This window comes from Nonomuraea sp. NPDC026600, assembly GCF_040638335.1.
Classification (GTDB): domain Bacteria; phylum Actinomycetota; class Actinomycetes; order Streptosporangiales; family Streptosporangiaceae; genus Nonomuraea.
This window is the reverse complement of sequence record NZ_JBEZYD010000008.1, coordinates 1-15,517: the sequence shown is the minus strand read 5'-3', so window position 1 is coordinate 15,517 and position 15,517 is coordinate 1. Positions and strand designations below refer to the sequence as shown.

General features: G+C 69.1%; 11 protein-coding genes and 2 pseudogenes. 8 read left to right on the top strand and 5 right to left on the bottom strand.

Features of this window, described 5'->3' with window-relative positions:
• Positions 1–7: 7 nt before the first annotated feature.
• Positions 8–1,627: an amino acid adenylation domain-containing protein gene (locus AB0F17_RS20290; RefSeq protein ID WP_358025003.1), complete on the bottom strand. Its 1,620-nt coding sequence runs from the start codon at positions 1,625–1,627 to the stop codon at positions 8–10.
• Between the two features lie 202 nt (positions 1,628–1,829).
• Between AB0F17_RS20290 and AB0F17_RS20285 the strand changes: the two genes are divergently transcribed.
• The 4 genes from AB0F17_RS20285 to AB0F17_RS20270 all read left to right on the top strand — a co-directional run bounded on the left by AB0F17_RS20285 (position 1,830) and on the right by AB0F17_RS20270 (position 6,673).
• The gene (locus AB0F17_RS20285; protein WP_358025001.1) at positions 1,830–4,121 is read left to right on the top strand and encodes a BTAD domain-containing putative transcriptional regulator; all 2,292 of its coding nucleotides are present in this window, start codon (positions 1,830–1,832) and stop codon (positions 4,119–4,121) included.
• Between the two features lie 48 nt (positions 4,122–4,169).
• Positions 4,170–5,177, top strand: coding sequence for a hypothetical protein (locus AB0F17_RS20280; protein ID WP_358024999.1), 1,008 nt, complete (start codon positions 4,170–4,172; stop codon positions 5,175–5,177).
• A 198-nt stretch (positions 5,178–5,375) separates the two neighbouring features.
• Entirely contained in the window at positions 5,376–5,960 is a 585-nt protein-coding gene (locus AB0F17_RS20275; protein WP_358024997.1) for a hypothetical protein, read from the top strand.
• Positions 5,961–6,034: 74 nt separating this feature from the next.
• Entirely contained in the window at positions 6,035–6,673 is a 639-nt protein-coding gene (locus AB0F17_RS20270) for a class I SAM-dependent methyltransferase (protein ID WP_358024995.1), read from the top strand.
• Between the two features lie 57 nt (positions 6,674–6,730).
• Here AB0F17_RS20270 and AB0F17_RS20265 read toward each other — a convergent pair whose 3' ends face one another.
• Positions 6,731–7,225, bottom strand: a complete 495-nt coding sequence (locus AB0F17_RS20265; RefSeq protein ID WP_358025620.1) for an NmrA family NAD(P)-binding protein — start codon at positions 7,223–7,225, stop codon at positions 6,731–6,733.
• A 59-nt stretch (positions 7,226–7,284) separates the two neighbouring features.
• Positions 7,285–7,617: pseudogene (locus AB0F17_RS20260) on the bottom strand (NmrA family NAD(P)-binding protein); the annotation flags it as partial.
• Positions 7,618–7,737: 120 nt separating this feature from the next.
• Between AB0F17_RS20260 and AB0F17_RS20255 the strand changes: the two are divergent.
• From AB0F17_RS20255 to AB0F17_RS20240, 4 genes and pseudogenes are all read left to right on the top strand, one after another.
• Entirely contained in the window at positions 7,738–8,460 is a 723-nt protein-coding gene (locus AB0F17_RS20255) for a helix-turn-helix domain-containing protein (protein ID WP_358024993.1), read from the top strand.
• A 223-nt stretch (positions 8,461–8,683) separates the two neighbouring features.
• Positions 8,684–10,864, top strand: coding sequence for a substrate-binding domain-containing protein (locus tag AB0F17_RS20250; protein ID WP_358024991.1), 2,181 nt, complete (start codon positions 8,684–8,686; stop codon positions 10,862–10,864).
• A gap of 137 nt (positions 10,865–11,001) precedes the next feature.
• Positions 11,002–11,226 (top strand): helix-turn-helix transcriptional regulator, encoded by a 225-nt coding sequence (locus tag AB0F17_RS20245; RefSeq protein ID WP_358024989.1) that lies wholly within the window; start codon positions 11,002–11,004, stop codon positions 11,224–11,226.
• Positions 11,190–11,960 (top strand): annotated as a pseudogene (locus AB0F17_RS20240) (serine hydrolase domain-containing protein); the annotation flags it as partial. The gene AB0F17_RS20245 and the pseudogene AB0F17_RS20240, both read left to right, overlap by 37 nt.
• Positions 11,961–11,987: 27 nt before the next feature.
• Here AB0F17_RS20240 and AB0F17_RS20235 read toward each other — a convergent pair.
• Both AB0F17_RS20235 and AB0F17_RS20230 read right to left on the bottom strand, forming a co-directional pair.
• Complete coding sequence (locus AB0F17_RS20235; RefSeq protein WP_358024987.1) at positions 11,988–13,331, bottom strand: MFS transporter; 1,344 nt, start codon at positions 13,329–13,331, stop codon at positions 11,988–11,990.
• 98 nt (positions 13,332–13,429) lie between these two features.
• On the bottom strand, positions 13,430–14,464 hold the full coding sequence (locus AB0F17_RS20230; protein WP_358024985.1) for a hypothetical protein: 1,035 nt from the start codon (positions 14,462–14,464) through the stop codon (positions 13,430–13,432).
• Positions 14,465–15,517 lie beyond the last annotated feature (1,053 nt).

Sequence of the window (15,517 nt, the reverse complement as noted above, 5' to 3'; positions counted from 1 at the left end):
GTCTCCCTCAAACGGTGGCGGACGCGTATCTCCGGTGCGAACCGGCCCGGTCGACTTTTCCGCTCGCCGTGTAGACGAGTTCGGGGACGACGGTGATCCGGCTGGGCACGAGATGGCACGGGACGCGGTCCCGCAGGTAGTCACGGACGTCGGCGGCCAGTGCCGGGTCGTCGTCGGCGGGTGGGCCGGGGACGATGTAGGCCGCGAGCGTCGTGTGGTCGGCGACGGTGACGCCCGCCACCGCCACGGCGCCCACCCGCGGATGACCGGAGATCTGCGCCTCGACCTCGCCCGGATCGACCCGGATGCCGCGGATCTTGAGCTCGTGGTCGAGCCGGCCCTCGTACGTGAGCACGTCGTCGGCGACCTGGCTTTCGGCGATCGGGCTCTCGGCGGCCGGGCTCTCGGCGGCCGGGCTTTTGGCGGCCGCGCTGACCCGGTCGCCGGTGCGGAAGTACCGCTCGGAGCCGAGCTCGACGAACCGCTCCGCCGTCGCCTCCGGCAGGCCCCGGTAGCCCAGCGCCAGTGACGGCCCGCCGACCAGCAGCTCACCGTCCTCGCTGAGGTGCTGCCTGACGTGCGGCAGGGGGCGCCCGATCGGCACCCGCTCCCCCGCTCCTCCGGCCGCCAGCGGGCCGTGCAGGTCTATGGCGTGGGTGATGAGCGTGGTCTCCGTACACCCATAGGTGTTGACCAGGCGGATCCCGTCGGTGCCGAGCCCGCGCCAGTCGGCCAGCCGCGCCGGGCTCACCGCCTCCCCGCCGATGACGACCAGCCGGACGCACGCGGGCAGCGTGGCCCGCTCGTCCGCCAGGTGGCGCACCAGCTCGTGCCAGAACGCCGACGGCAGGTCCAGCACGGTGATCCGCTCGGCGCCGATCATGCGCAGCATGCGGTGGAACGATCCCGAGTGGGCGTGGTCGTGGAAGACCAGCGTCGCGCCCGTGGTGAGCGTGGGCAGGATCTCCTCGAAGCAGGTGTCCCAGTTCAGCGAGGCGAACTGGAGGACGCGGTCGCCCGGGGTGAGGCCGAACAGCTCCCGCAGCGCGCGGGTCGCGGTGGTGATGGCCCGCCTCGGGGTCACCACGGGCTTGGGCGCGCCGGTGGAACCGGACGTGAACAGGATGTAGGCCGGATCGTCCCCGGCGACGACCGTGTCCGTCTCCGGCTTATGGGCGGCTTCGGCGGGGTTGGGGAGGTCCGGGAGGCCGACCAGGCGCTCGCCGGGCTCGGCGGGCTCGGCGGATTCAGTGGGCTCGGCGGATTCGGCGGGCTCGGCGGGTTCAGCGGGTTCAGCCAGCGCGGCGGGGTCGGTCGCGATCACCGTCGCACAGCCGCTCGCCGACATCAGCGCCCGTCGTCTCGGCCACGGGTGCGCCGGATCGATGGGCACGTACGTTCCGCCTGCCGCCAGCGTGCCGAGCAGGCCGGCCACCGTCGCCGGCGACCGTGACGCCATCACCCCGACCACCCCGGGACGCGGCCCCAGCCGCCGGGCGGTCGCGCGCACCCACGCGTCGAGTTCGGTGTAAGTAAGAGTCCGGCCGTTGTGCGTGATCGCCGGGCGGTCGGGATAGCGGCTGACCGCGCCGGCGAAGTCCTTCATCAGGTCGTGCGGATAAGACAAGGTTGCCTCTTTCCGAGATGCTCCGGGGAGCACCGCGTACTTTCATCCCATGGTCATTCGAGTGCGAATGAACCCCCGAGAACGCGTTCAGAGTTCCGCACTGCACAGCACGGGGGCTTGATTTCGTCAGGATTTCTACTGGACTGCGTCTCGTGTCTTTCGTATGGCGGTGTGTAACCACGAGTGCCAGACCGGGAGCGATATGCCAGACGGATTAGAACTGCCGGCCCTCGACCACGTACTGAAGATCGGGCTGCTCGGAGCGGTGCGGGCGTGGCGTGAACACCAGGAGGTCCCCCTCGGACCGCCGCGGCAGCGGGCGGTGCTGGCGCTGCTGGCGCTGGAGGCGGGCCGGGCCGTGTCGGTGGAACGGCTGATCGAGGGGCTGTGGGGAGAGCGGGCTCCGACGGGCGCGCGGGGCATGGTGCAGGGGTACGTCTCGCGATTACGGCCCGCCCTGGCCAGAGCCGGCGTCACGATCGCGTACTACCCGAGGGGTTACCTGCTCGTGCTCGCCGCCGAGCAGGTGGACGTACACGAGTTCAGGATCGCGGTCGCCCGGGCGCGGACCATGGAGACCGACGAGGCGCAGGCCGCCGGGCTGAGACGGGCCCTGACACTGTGGCGGGGCGAGCCGCTGACCGGCGTGTCCGGCGGCGGGCTGCTGGACCGGCTGCGCGACGCCCTCGGCGAGGAACGGCTGGCGATCACCGAGGAATGCCTGAACGTCGAGACGCGGGCGGGCCGGCACGCCGGGCTGGTCCCCGAACTGACCGCGCTCGTCGCCGAGCACCCCTTCCGGGAGGGCTTGGTCGGACTGCTCATGCTGGCGTTATGCCGGGCGGGTCGCCGGGTGCACGCACTGGAGCAGTACGAACGCACCCGACGCCGCCTCCTCGAGGAGCTCGGCCTGGACCCCGGCCCGGAGCTGCTGCAGCTCCGCCAGCGGATCCTCCGGGGGACCGTCTTCACCGTCAGATCACCCGGCCTCTCCGCCCCGGCCGGGACGGAGGCGGAGGTTTTCGCGGAGGTTTCGGCGGTGCCGGCGCAACTGCCGCCGAAGCCGGGGCAGTTCACCGGCCGGGCGGCCGAGCTCGGTTTGCTGGACGCGGTCGCGACCGGCGGCGACCCGGTGGGGATCGCCATGATCACGGGCGCGGGCGGGGTGGGGAAGACGGCGCTGGCCCTCCACTGGGGGCATCGGATCCGCTCCCGGTTCCCGGACGGCCAGCTCTACGTCAACCTGCACGGCCATTCGCCGGAACGGCCACTGCGCCCGATCGAGGCACTTGGGCAGTTCCTGCGCGGGCTCGGCGTGCCCGCGGAACGCGTGCCGGCCGCGGAGGAGGAGGCCAGCGCCGCCTACCGCAGCCTGCTCGCCGACCGGCGGATCCTGGTGATCCTGGACGACGCCGGCAGCGAGGAGCAGATCCGTCCGCTCCTGCCGGGTGGCCGGCGCTGCGCCGCCGTGATCACCAGCAGGGACCGCCTGGCCGGCCTCGTCGCCCGGGACGGCGCGGTCCCCGTTCCGCTCGGCATGCTGGCCCCGGACGAGGCGGGCACCCTGTTCGGCAGGCTCCTCGGCGTCGAGCGCCTGGCGGCCGAACGGGAGGCCGCCCGTGAACTGGCCAGAGTCTGCGGGTACCTCCCCCTGGCGCTGCGCATCGCGGCGGCCGGCGTCCTCGGCCGCCCCGGCGCCGGCATCGCCGGCCAGGTCCGCCGGCTCACTGTGACCCGGCTGTCCTCGCTGGCGGTCGTCGGAGATCCGCACGCGGCGGTACGGGGCGCGTTCGACCTGTCCTATCACCGCCTGGATCCGCCGTCACGGCGGCTGTTCCGGCTGCTCGGTCTCATCCCCGGGCCTACGTTCACCACCGAGGCCGCCGCCGCGCTCTCCGGTGCGCCCCTGGCCGAGACCGATCACCTGTTGTGCCGGCTCGCCGCCGCCCACCTCGTCGAGGAGGGCGAGCCGGGCCGTTACACCTTCCACGACCTGATGCGGGAGTACGCCCGCGAACGCGCCCGGGCCGAGGAGAGCGAACCCGACCGTACCCGCGCACTGGACGCGCTCATGGACTGGTACCTGCGCGTCGTGCGAGAGGCCGGGAACCTCGCCCACCCCCACACGCTGCGCGCACCCGCACCCGCACCCGCGGTCGGCGGCGATCGCCCGATCGGCTTCACGGACAGTGCCGCCGCACTGGCCTGGATGAACGCCGAACGCGTCAACCTCGTCGCGGCGGTGAAGAGCGCCACCCAGCGGCCGCACGGCTGGCGGCTCATGGACGCGATGAACGGCTACCCCGAGCTGACCGGAGGACCGCCGGGCTGGACGGGCGTCCTGCTGGACGCGCCGCCCAATGATCCGCGCCGTGCTCCAACAGACTCGGAGAGCTTGCGAATAAAAGAGGTATTTGAGAATGCAGGGCGTGATGTGACTGCCGCGCATAATGCGAGCAACAGTTCATGTCTGGCTGATGGCGCTTTCGGGTAGAAGTTCTCCAGAGAGGTCGGGTCTCGTGATCTTCCCAAAGGTGGCGCCATGCGGCGGTGGCTCATTCGGGCGAAGGAACAGGCCGACACCGCGCTCGCGCTTGCTTTGGCAGTTGTTTTCAGTGTTCTCGGAGTGCTGGAAACCGTCTCAATCGACGTGGTGAACAATGCGATTCTGGTGACGCTGGCCGTGCTGGCCTTCTCACTGCTCAGGGACCGCTGGCGCAAGCAGGACACGGGCGAATCGGTGCTGCGTAAATTCTCCCACCTCGTCAACGAGCTCGACGCGACGCTCGGCAAGCACCGGGAGGCACAGGATCTCAGCGGAGAGCTGGCGCCGGTGCGCGGACTTCTCAGAGGTCTGGCAGAGGTCGAGGTCCTGGCCGGGCCGGCGATCAGCCGAGCCTTCGCGGACGCCCGTCGAGCCTGCGCCTTCTGGGAGTTCAAGGGGGGCACCGGCACCTACCTTCGGGCCAAAACCCTGCCCGAGCTCGCCCGGCTGTCGCGAATGCGCAGCAGACCCATCCGCGTCCGCATTGAAATCCTTGATCCAGACGATTTACCGCTGTGCGACGCCTATGCCAGATACCAGCAGCAGATCACTCGCGAACTATGGCCGCAGAACAACGGTGAAGGCACCGGGAAGAATATTCAGCTGTCCTGCCTGGCAACCATTCTCGCGGCTTTCCGGTACAGTCAGAGCTCGCTCCTGGACATAGAGTTGTCGCTATCCTCGGTCTGGTCGAACCAACGCTTCGATCGCTGCGACGACTATCTCCTGATGACCGTCCGCGACAAAGGGTGGCCCGCGTACCGGATCCGGAGCTACACGAAACTCTACGCGGACTATTTGACACACCTGTCGATCAGCTTCCGGCAGGGCCGGCTGGTGAGCTTCAGCGCCGCCGCTGACATCATGCTCGCAGAATCACCCACCATGGCGGAAATCAGACAGCTTTTCGAGCAACTCCATCTTCCCCTGCGGTCCCATACAGACCATGACGTCGCGTGCATCATCCAGCAGGCGTCAGCCCCGTCAAACCCCTACGGCGACTGACTGGCGTGTCCCCTGAGATGCGGCTCATCTCCTAAGGTAGCCTGCGTCTCGCGATCTTCGGATGCGTGGATGTGCAGCTATCGGTGCAACGTCGTGGGGAGATCCGTGTCCCGTTTGGCCGACAGGTTTGACTTTACGGAGATTGCCAACCTCCTTCAGACGCAAAACCTTCAGCCTCTTGAGAAGGCGTGTTCCGCATTGATCGACGACCTCGCCGAGGATTGTCACGACGTGGAGCCGTTGCTGCATCCTCTGGGCTTCATCTACACGCCGCTCGCCCGATGGGGACACGCCACACTTCGACTGCATCTGTGGCCCCCGGTCGCCCAGCGCCGAGGCTTGGCGGCCGACGAGGTGTCCCCCATGCACGATCACACGTGGGACCTCATCAGCTACATCGCCCACGGTTGCCTCGACAACATCGAAGTCGGCGTCGTCGAGGTGGCGGAGCCGTCCAGCGCGGATTTCCGGGTTTTCAACATCTGCGGCGAGGGCCCCGTCGACCGGGTGACCCGCACCGATGCCCTGGCCAGAATCGAGCACGAGCGCAGAACGCGTCACGTGGCCAGGAGCATCTATACGCAGCCGGCGGAGGTGGTCCACAGAACCGAGGCCGGGGCTGAACCAACGGTCACCCTCGTCCTCGCCCTGCGTACGGGAAGGCAGGTGGAACGCGCACTCGGCGCCCTGGACCTACCTTCCTACACCAGCAGGCGGCAGGCGTTCCCCCAGACCTCATTCGGCGAAGCACTCCGAGACGTACTGGCCGGTCACCGGAGCTGACAGGGCACGAGGCCGGAGATCGTCGGCCGCCGTCCCGGCACGGCGACGCGGACCACGGGCTAGCATCGTCCGTCGTGACCACATCCCCCTCCTATCTGAGTGCCACCGCGGAGGCCTACGACGCCGTCGCCGTTCGCTATACCGATCTCTTTCGGGGCCACCTCGCCACGGTGCCGCTGGATCGCGCGATACTCGCCGCGTTCGCCGAGTTCGTACGGACCGCCGGCGCTGGGCCCGTGGCCGAGCTTGGCTGTGGGCCCGGATGGGTGACAGCGCACCTGCGGGACCTGGGATTGGACGCCTTCGGCGTCGACCTGTCCCCGGTGATGATCGACCTGGCCCGCCAGGCCTACCCGGACCTGCGCTTCGAGGTCGGTTCGATGGACGCTCTGGACCTGACCGGCGGCACGCTGGGCGGTGTCGTGTCCTGGTACTCCGTCATCCACACACCGCCGGAGGACTTGCGGCCGTACTTCGCCGAGTTCCGCCGGGTGCTCGCCCCGGGGGGTCACCTTCTGCTCGCCTTCTTCGAGTCCGAGGGCGACCCGGTGACGGTGTTCGACCACGCGGTGGCGCCGGCTTACCGGTGGCCGATCGACGACCTTGCCGGGCTGGCGCACGAGGCGGAGTTCGTCGAGGTCGGCCGGATGCTGCGTGAGCCCCTGGAGGAAGAACGGTTCCGCCGAGGCCACCTGTTGCTGCGCAGACAGTAGATTCTGCGCGTCACTCCCCCGGCGCTGAAAGTCGCGTTGGCCGGAGCGTTCGATCGGTTACGCCGGCAGGGAGTCCAGTTGCGCCAGGAGCCGCGCCCTGCCTGATCGGTCCAGCCAGGTGCTGAAGTCCATGAGGGTGGCATGGGCCTTCCGCAAGGGCGCCACGTCGGTGTCGTAGTAGGTCTCGTTCGCCCAGGTGAAGACCTTCGCGACCTCGGAGTTGTGCTCCCAGAGAGTCTTGAGCGGAATCCGGGTGTGCGGCACCTGGCGACCGGCCGCCGTGCTCAGCGCGTCGGCGATCCGCGGGGCGGTCAGCCTGTCGCCGGTGATCTCCATGGTCTTGCCCAGGTAGACGGCTGGTTCGGCGAAGGCCAGCGGGGTGAACGCCCCGATGTCGTCGATGGCGACGAGCTGCATGACCAGGTCGTCGTGCCAGGGCACGTTGAGCGAGCCGTTCTGGAAGAACCGCGCCGGGCTGGTGAAGTCCTCCATGAACCCGGCGGGGCGCAGGATCGTCGCGGGCACCCCCAGACCACGGAGGTGCTCCTCGATCTGCCACTTGTCGATGGACCCCAGCCGTGCTCCACGTAGAACCGGTTCTGGCTCTCGACGCCGCCGACCGACGAATACACCATGTGCCGCACGTCCGCGGCCTTGGCGGCGTCCGCGATGTTCTTGCCCTGGGCGATCTCGTTGTCGTTGGCTGACTGGACGCTGTAGACGCCGTACGCGCCGCGGATCGCCGCGTCGATGGAGGCTCGGTCGTCCAGGTCGCCGCGGACGAGTTCGGCGCCGGCGGCGGCGAGCGCGGCGGCCGCCGGCACGGTGTCGTCCCGGACCAGGGCGCGAACCCGCCAGCCGGCGGCGAGCAGGTGGCGGGCGGTTGCGCCGCCCTGGTTCCCGGTGGCGCCGGTGACGAGGATGGTCTTGCCGTGAGTGTTCATGACTCGCTCCTGTCTCAAGGGGTGCCGCTGTTTCGACGTGACCATATGACGAAATTTGAAAGTTAGTCAACAGCAAGATGATGGTTGACCAAATCTCGCATCTGGTCATATGGTCCCTGCGTGAGCACCAGCACCGAACGACTCCGCGACCCACAGCAGCGAGCCGAACGGGCCACCCGGATCCTCGACGTGGCGGCGGACCTGCTGCTGCGCCACGGCTACCGACGGGTGACCATCGACGACGTGGCCGCCGGAGCCGACATCGGCAAGGGCACCGTCTACCTGCACTGGAAGACCCGCGAGCAACTGTTCGGCGCGGTCTTCGCGCGCGAGGTGCTCTACGCGATGGACGAGCTACGTCAGGCGCTGCGGCAGGACCCGCGGACATGCCTGCTACGCAACTTCGCCCGCGCCTACTTCCTGGCCATCACGAACCGCCCCCTGCTGCACGGGTTCCTCCTGCAAGACCCCCACCTGCTCGGCAAGCTGACCAGCTCCCCCGATACCGCCCGCGACGACCGGCACGGCAACATGGCGCGCGCCTACCTCGAACTGCTCGCCGAGCACGGCCTGCTCCGCGACGACATGCACGCCGACGAGCTCGGCTACGCCTACCAGGCCACCTTCGAGGGCTTCCTGCGCGCCGAAGGCGCCCAAGGCGCCGCCCCAGCGGGCGGCCCGGAACAACGGGCGGACCTGCTCGCGCGTACCGTCCAGCGCGCATTCGAGCGCGAGCCGGCGATCCCCGACACCACGCTGACGGACCTCGCCGCCACCATCGTCACCTTGCTCAGCGACCTGATCGACGCCGATCGCACCGACTCCGGCATCCCCGCGGCCTGACGACCTCGGGCCGGGACGCACGGCCTCGCCAGTACAACCCAGGTGACGTTGTCGCCGGTCCTGCGGCAATGGACGTCACCGTGGCGAGGGCCTCGGTCCCGAGCACCGCTGGGGCGGTTGACTCGTTTTGTCACCATTGGTGACTGTCTGTGGATAAACTTCTTCTCGATCTTCTCAAGCAGGGCTTGTTCGGCCTCACTCGTCCTGGCCGAAAGGGATGTGGATGAAACCGCTGGAAGCATCGGATCCGGCTGCCATCGGGCCGTTCCGGGTCCTGGCCGAGCTGGGCCGGGGTGGCATGGGACGGGTATTCCTCGGCAGCGGCTCGGACGGGCGGCTGGTCGCGGTGAAGCAGGTGCACCCGCAGTTCGTGGAGGACGAGGGGTTTCGGGCCCGCTTCCGGCGGGAGGTGAACGCCTCGCGGCTGGTGTCGGGGGCGTACACGGCCGCAGTGATAGACGCGGACGAGGACGCGCCCCTGCCGTGGCTGGCGTCGGTGTTCGTGCCCGGACCTTCGCTGAGTCACACCGTCGACGTCGCGGGGGCGCTCGCGGAGGAGCCGGTACGGCGGTTGGCGGCGGGGCTCGCGGTCGCCCTGGTGGAGATCCACCGTGCCGAGTTGATCCACCGGGATCTGAAGCCGTCCAACGTCCTTTTGGCCGCTGACGGTCCTCGACTGATCGACTTCGGGATCGCGCGGGCCACTGACAGCCAAGAAGGCAGCCAGATCACCCGCACCGGGTGGCTGGTCGGCTCGCCCGACTTCATGTCTCCCGAGCAGGCCGAAGGGCAGCCGCTGACCCCCGCCAGCGATGTGTTCTCGCTCGGTACGGTGCTCGTCATGGCGTGCACCGGCGTCAGCCCGTTCGCCGGGCCTTCGATGCCGCAAACCCTCTATAACGTGGTGCACAAGGAACCCAACCTCGCCGCGGTTCCTGCAGCTCTGCGGGAGATCATCGAGCCGTGCCTGGCCAAGGACCCGGCTCGCCGCCCAAGCCCGGCCCAGCTCCTGGAATCCGTCGGCCGGCTCGCCCCGTCGGCGCAGGTCTGGCCAACCCCTGTGCACGACCTCATCACGAGCCAGCAGAACGAGGTCGCCCGGCTCCTCGGCGTACCGCCGGAACAGCCCGCCATACCCTCAGCCGCTCTCCTCAACACCGCCCCACCCCCGGCCGCCCCTTTCAAAGCCACCCCACCCCCGGCCGCACCGCCCAACACCACCCCACCGCACGACCCGACCCTCGCCTACACCCAGCAGAACCCCAGCCCACCTCCCGCCGTTCCGGATGCGCGGATTCGACGGCGAGGCCCACTCCTCGCGGTGCTCGGCGTGCTCGGCGTGCTCGGCGTGCTCGGCGGAGTGGCGGTGCTGGCCAACGGCGTCATCTGGGCCCGGCCGCCATCCGCGGGCGGCGCGAAGGCTCTCGTCGGCGTCACCATGCCGACCAAGTCGTCCGATCGCTGGACGCGCGACGGCGACATCGTCAAGTCGCGGCTGGAGAAGCTCGGCTACCGGGTCGACCTGAAGTACACCGAGAACGACGTCCCGGCCCAGGCCGACGAGATCGAGAACCAGATCAACAAGGGCGCCAAGCTCCTGATCGTCGCCGCGATCGACGGCACCGCGCTGACCTCGCAACTCCAGCAGGCCGCCGCCAAAAAGATCCCGGTCATCGCTTACGACCGGCCGATCCGCGACAGCTCGAACGTCGACTACTACGCCTCCTTCGACAGCTTCAAGGTCGGCGTGCAGCAGGCCACTTCCCTCCTGGCCGGGCTGGGCGTCGACAAGGGTGCGAAGGGCCCGTTCAACGTCGAACTGTTCGGCGGGTCCCCTGTCGACAGCAGCGCCACGATCTTCTGGAACGGCGCGATGTCGGTGCTCAAGCCGAAGATCGACAGCGGGACGCTGAAGGTCCCCAGCGGCCAGACCGACTTCAGGCAAGCCGCCACCCCGCAGTGGAACTCCGGCATCGCGCAGCAGCGGATGCAGGACATCCTCGCCGAGACCTACGCCGGCGGCAAGAAAGGCGAGAAGGTGGACGGCGTGCTGTCGCCGTACGACGGCCTGTCGATCGGCATCCTGGCGGCGCTCAAGAGCAACGGCTACGGGACCTCCGGCCGGCCGTACCCGATCGTGACCGGCCAGGACGCCGAGCCGGCGTCGATGAAGTCGATCATCGCGGGTGAGCAGTACTCCACGATCTTCAAGGACACCCGCAAGCTGGCCGAGGCCACGGTGGTGATGGCCGACGCCGTCCTCAAGGGCGGCAAGCCCGAGGTGAACAACACCAAAGACCACGGCGTCCCGTCCTACCTGCTCAACCCCCTCATCGTCGACAAGTCCAACTACGAGCGGATCATCATCGGCGGCGACTACTACACGGCGGACCAGTTGGAGTGACCCGCACCGCGTCAAAGTGAGTGCGTGCCCAGCCCTGCGGCTCTGGCGACCTTCCTCCCGCACGTGGGCGGGCCGGCATCGAGAGTCCCCCAAGTGTCCGGTCTTTTACCTGGTGAACTCCCTGAGGCCGGTCAAGAATGCACAGGTGTCGCGGCAGCAAGGGGAGGCACCCGATGGACGTGGTGACGGCGTCGTTCTGCAGGCGACTGCGTGTGGTCAGGCTTCGGGCGGGATTGACGCAGGCTGAGGTGAGCGAACGCGCGAGAGTGAGCGTGCGCACGCTCCGCGACATCGAGCGGAACCGGATCGCCCGGCCACGCCCTCCTGGACGCCGGGAACGAGTCACGGCTACCACGCCCTGACCTACGGCTGGCTCCTCAGCGAGCTCGTGTACCGCGTCACCGGCCGGCGCGCCGGCGACTTCTTCCACGAGGAGATCGCCGTTCCCCTCGGGCTGGACACCAGGATCGGCACGCCACCGGCCGAACAACCGCTGGTCGCGCCCGTCCTCCCGTTCTCGTTCGCGGGCCTCCCGCCGGAGGCCGAACGTCTCCACGAGGCGCGGCAGGCGCGCACCCGCGATCCCGACACGCTGGCCGGCCAGGCGTTCGCCGCGAGAGACGGCGCCACGTTCCTCGACCGGGTCGACACGTTCTTCGCCGACCCCGGTGTGCTGGCCGCCGAGATCCCCTCCGTCAACGGCACCTCCACAGCCCGCGGCATCGCCCGGCTCTTCGCGCTGCTGGCGATGGGCGGCGAACTGGACAGCGTGCGGTTGCTGTCACCGGAGACCGTGGCGGCCTTCGGCACGGTCCGGGTGAAGAGCCCTGACGCGATCAGCGAGGACGGCCCGGGCGCGCTCCTCGTCCCGCGAACTCTCGGCTATATCGGCAACTTCGCGGCTCCCGGTCAACCCCCGCGCTACGGTCCCACCCCCGAGGCGTACGGGGCCGAGGGAGGTGGCGGCGAGATGGGCATCTGCGACCCGGTGAACCGCGTCTCCATCGGCTTCGTCCGCAGCCACCTGGCCATGTCAGGCGCGTTCTCCGCCAGACTTGTCGACACCCTCTACCGATGCCTGGCCGAGCGGAACTGAGGCGCCCTGTCCTGCCGGGGGTGGACGTCACGCAGGTCGAGGCAGGCACTCTGGAGACGGTTCCGCCGCCGTGGCCGAACCGTCCTTGATCGACCGGCCGGCGATGGCCAGCCCGGCCAGCGCCATGACCAGCGTGGCCGCGAACACCGCCCAGTAACCCGACCCCGAGGCGGTGAACAGCGCAGCGGTGACCGCCACCGCCACCACCGAGACCACCGACTCGCCCACCTGCAGCGCCGAACTGTTCTCGCCCTGCTCCCCCGGCGCCGACAGCTCCAGCGTGAGCACCGACAGCGTCGGGTACACCAGCCCGATCCCGAATCCGGTGATGATCCACGCCGGATACGCCAGCGCCACCGGGACCGAGGTGAACGCCACCGTACCCATGATCAGAATGCCGAGCGCCATCATGGCCGAGCCGAACCGCAGGTTCGTCTTCTGGCTGAAGAGCTCTCGCCCCTGCACCCAGGACGCGAACGACCAGGTCAGCGACCCTCCCATGAGCGCGAGCCCGGACGCCCACGTGGGCAGGTGGCGGTGGTCGACCAGCATGAGCGACACCATCACCTCGGCCGCGAAGAACGCCCCGGCCGACAGACCGCGCAGCCCCACCACGGCAGGCAGCCCGCGGGCGGCGCGGAGCGTGCCGCGGGGAAGGAGCCTCGGGAGCGCCACGGCCAGCACCACCAGGCCGGCGATCAGCAGGGGCAGCCGCCCGCCGCCGCTGCCGTACTGCATGAGTCCCGCGCCGACGGCGGTCAGGGCCGCCCAGCCGACCTTGCCGAGCAGGCCGGGGGCGGGCCGGCTCTGCCCGCCGCTCACCGGCTGCCCGGCCAGCCCGCGCAGCAGCACCAGGCCGGCGGCCACGGTCAGGATCGGCACCAGCAGGAACACCCAGCGCCAGCCGAGCGTGTCGGTCACCACGCCCACGATCGCCGGCCCCACCATCGAGGGCACCACCCACGCGGTCGCGAACAACGAGAAGATCTTGGGATGCCGGCTCTCGGGGTAGACCCTGGCCACCACCACGTACAACGCCACACTGACCAGCGCCCCGCTGAAGCCCTGCAGGAACCGGCCCGCGATCAGCACCTCCATGGTCGGCGCCAGCCCGGCGACCGTCAGCCCCGCGGCGAACCCCGCCGCCCCCGTCCACAGCGGAGCCTGAGGACCGCGCACGTCCGCCCACCGGCCGCCGAGCACCGTGCCGATGACGCTCGCGGCCATCGCGCCGCTGAACGCCAGCCCGTACAGCTCCAGCCCGCCGAGGTCCTTGGCCACGACCGGCATGGCGATGGCGACCGCCATGTACTCGAAGGCCACCAGCGACACCATCGCCACCAGGCCGGCCGTCAACGCGTTCCTCGTCATACCGACGAACCTACGATGACCTGCGGCTCCGCACCTCCGGCGGGGGTCCTGGACCCGTACCGGCAATTAGTCCTAGGACCGGCGCGGAGCTCCGCGCGTCAGCGGAAGTCGGTGAGGCGGAAGACGGCCATCATGTCCTTGGTCCTGGGCCCGCCGGGGTAGAAGGACGCCTCCGCACCGACCCAGCCGCGGAAGGCCCCGCTGTCGTCGATGATCTGCATCAGCGGTTTCATGTGGGAGTTGCCCGAGTAGCAGAACGTCTTGCGCTCCATGGCCAGGCAGGTGCACCAGTGCCACAGGGTGTCACGGCGATCGGTGTTGGAGATCTTGGTGAGGTAGTACTGGATGGAGCTGACGTTCGCCTTGGTGCCGCCGCCGTAGTTGGGGCAGCCGCCGGACTTCTGGCAGGCGCCCGCGGAGGCCGGCTGCAGATAGGTCAGGCACCAGGTCGTGGTGGCGCAGCTACGGAAGGAGGACTGGCTGAAGGGCTGGCTGGCCGAGTTCACGATGTGATTGCCCGACCAGGAGACCAGGTCCTGCCGGAGCGCTCCGGGGAAGGCCCGCACGGAGCTCATCGCGCGGCGCGTGGTGAGCGAGGCGTTGCTTCCGTAGCCGTAGCCGTGGGTGGCCAGGGTGCTCTTCGCGAACTGCAACTGGGCGAGCTTGCCGTCCGGCGACAGCCGCACGCGCCACTGCTCGGTCCAGGTCTGGTTGATCTTCCATCGGATGCTCACCACGTTGCCGGCCACGCTGTAGGTCCCGGTACGGGATTCGTCCGGCGCGCCGGTGTAACCGGGGGCGGTCAGGACGTCACAGGCGCGTACGCGGGTGCTCTTGCCGCCTGCCTTGGTCGCGCAGCTCGAATCCGGGACGACACCGGTGGCTTGTCTGCCCTCGGGGTTGCGCTGCCACCACAGGTAGCTGTTCGCGCTGACCGTGCCGTTGGTCTTGAACTGGTAGGTACCCAGGCGCACCCAGTTCTGCGTGGACGCGGCGCGCAGGAACCCCTGCGTGACCACGAAGTTGGCCTTTCCACCGGGCAGGGCCGACAGGGATGATGCGGCACTGGCCGGACTGACTCCGGTGGCCAACAGGGTGAACGTCGCGAGCACGGCGGCAAGAACTGCGCGCACGGGAAACCTCCTCGATTTCGGTCTCCACCGATTCTTGCCTAGATTGCCGTTTGGTGCCTGCCTGTTGACATATGTTCACAGCCCGTATTCACAATGTGCCGCCGGCCCGGCCGGGCCGAGCCGGCGGCGTCAGTCGCCGGGGCGCGGCGTCAGCCGCAGTCGGGGATGACCGCGCCGCTGTTGTCGCGGGCCTCGTCGTCGCCCCACCGGCTCAGGTAGTACGCCGAGACGTAGGACCGCCCGCTCGCGCCGGAATTCACCGTTGGTCGCCTTCCAGAGCGTGCCCTGCGGCGTCGACCCATCCCACGGACCGGAGTACCCCGTGGCGTTGAGTCCTGGCGGTCACGATCATTCGGGCCGTTCCACCGGCGAACAACTGCTTGGCCAACCCCGTCTCAATCTTCGGATCATCCGATACGGCTCGCGCCGCCACCCCCGGTGACCATCGTCGCGGCGATCGAGGGTATGAACTGTTGCCGATGCTTGCCAAGCGAACCTGTGGTCGCCCGAAGAACTGTGATCGGTTTCTCTGGGCCGATCGACTGCGACTGAAGGTGATCGGGCGGTAATGGTCAGTGACAGCCGGGTGCCTGACAGTGCGCCCGGTCCCCGCCCCCATTGGTGCCCACACCAACGGGACAGCGTCCGGCGGGGCGGTGGCCCAAGAGCCGCACTCCCTCCAGGAATGCGAAGTCAGGCCCCGACAACGCGGCTCTCCACCATGGTCCGCCCGGCTCGCCGGACGGACGCGGCATCGGCTTCCACCAGATCGCCACCCGGCCTCGGTCGGCAGGCGACGAGGCTACGCCGATGTCCGCTTTACTCAGGTAAACACAGCGAGCCGAAGACGCTAAGACCGCCAGCACAGCAGGCCATTTCTTCACGTGTGTTTCCTGTCAGTCGAGATGCTTCAGCGCCGCAGCGGCGGAGGGAGCGCTCCCGCCTGGAGTGCGCGGGGTGTCAACGGCCAAGTGCGTGTGGGTCTGGCCCACTTTCCGTGATCAGTAACCGTGCAGCACGCGGATGCGGAGAAGGTCGGGGTTGGCTCGTCCG

Coding starts and splice junctions, on each gene's coding strand:
- AB0F17_RS20285 (WP_358025001.1), top strand. CDS start 1,830: ATGCCAGACGGATTAGAACTGCCGGCCCTCGACCACGTACTGAAGATC.
- AB0F17_RS20280 (WP_358024999.1), top strand. CDS start 4,170: ATGCGGCGGTGGCTCATTCGGGCGAAGGAACAGGCCGACACCGCGCTC.
- AB0F17_RS20250 (WP_358024991.1), top strand. CDS start 8,684: ATGAAACCGCTGGAAGCATCGGATCCGGCTGCCATCGGGCCGTTCCGG.
- AB0F17_RS20245 (WP_358024989.1), top strand. CDS start 11,002: ATGCACAGGTGTCGCGGCAGCAAGGGGAGGCACCCGATGGACGTGGTG.
- AB0F17_RS20235 (WP_358024987.1), bottom strand. CDS start 13,331: ATGACGAGGAACGCGTTGACGGCCGGCCTGGTGGCGATGGTGTCGCTG.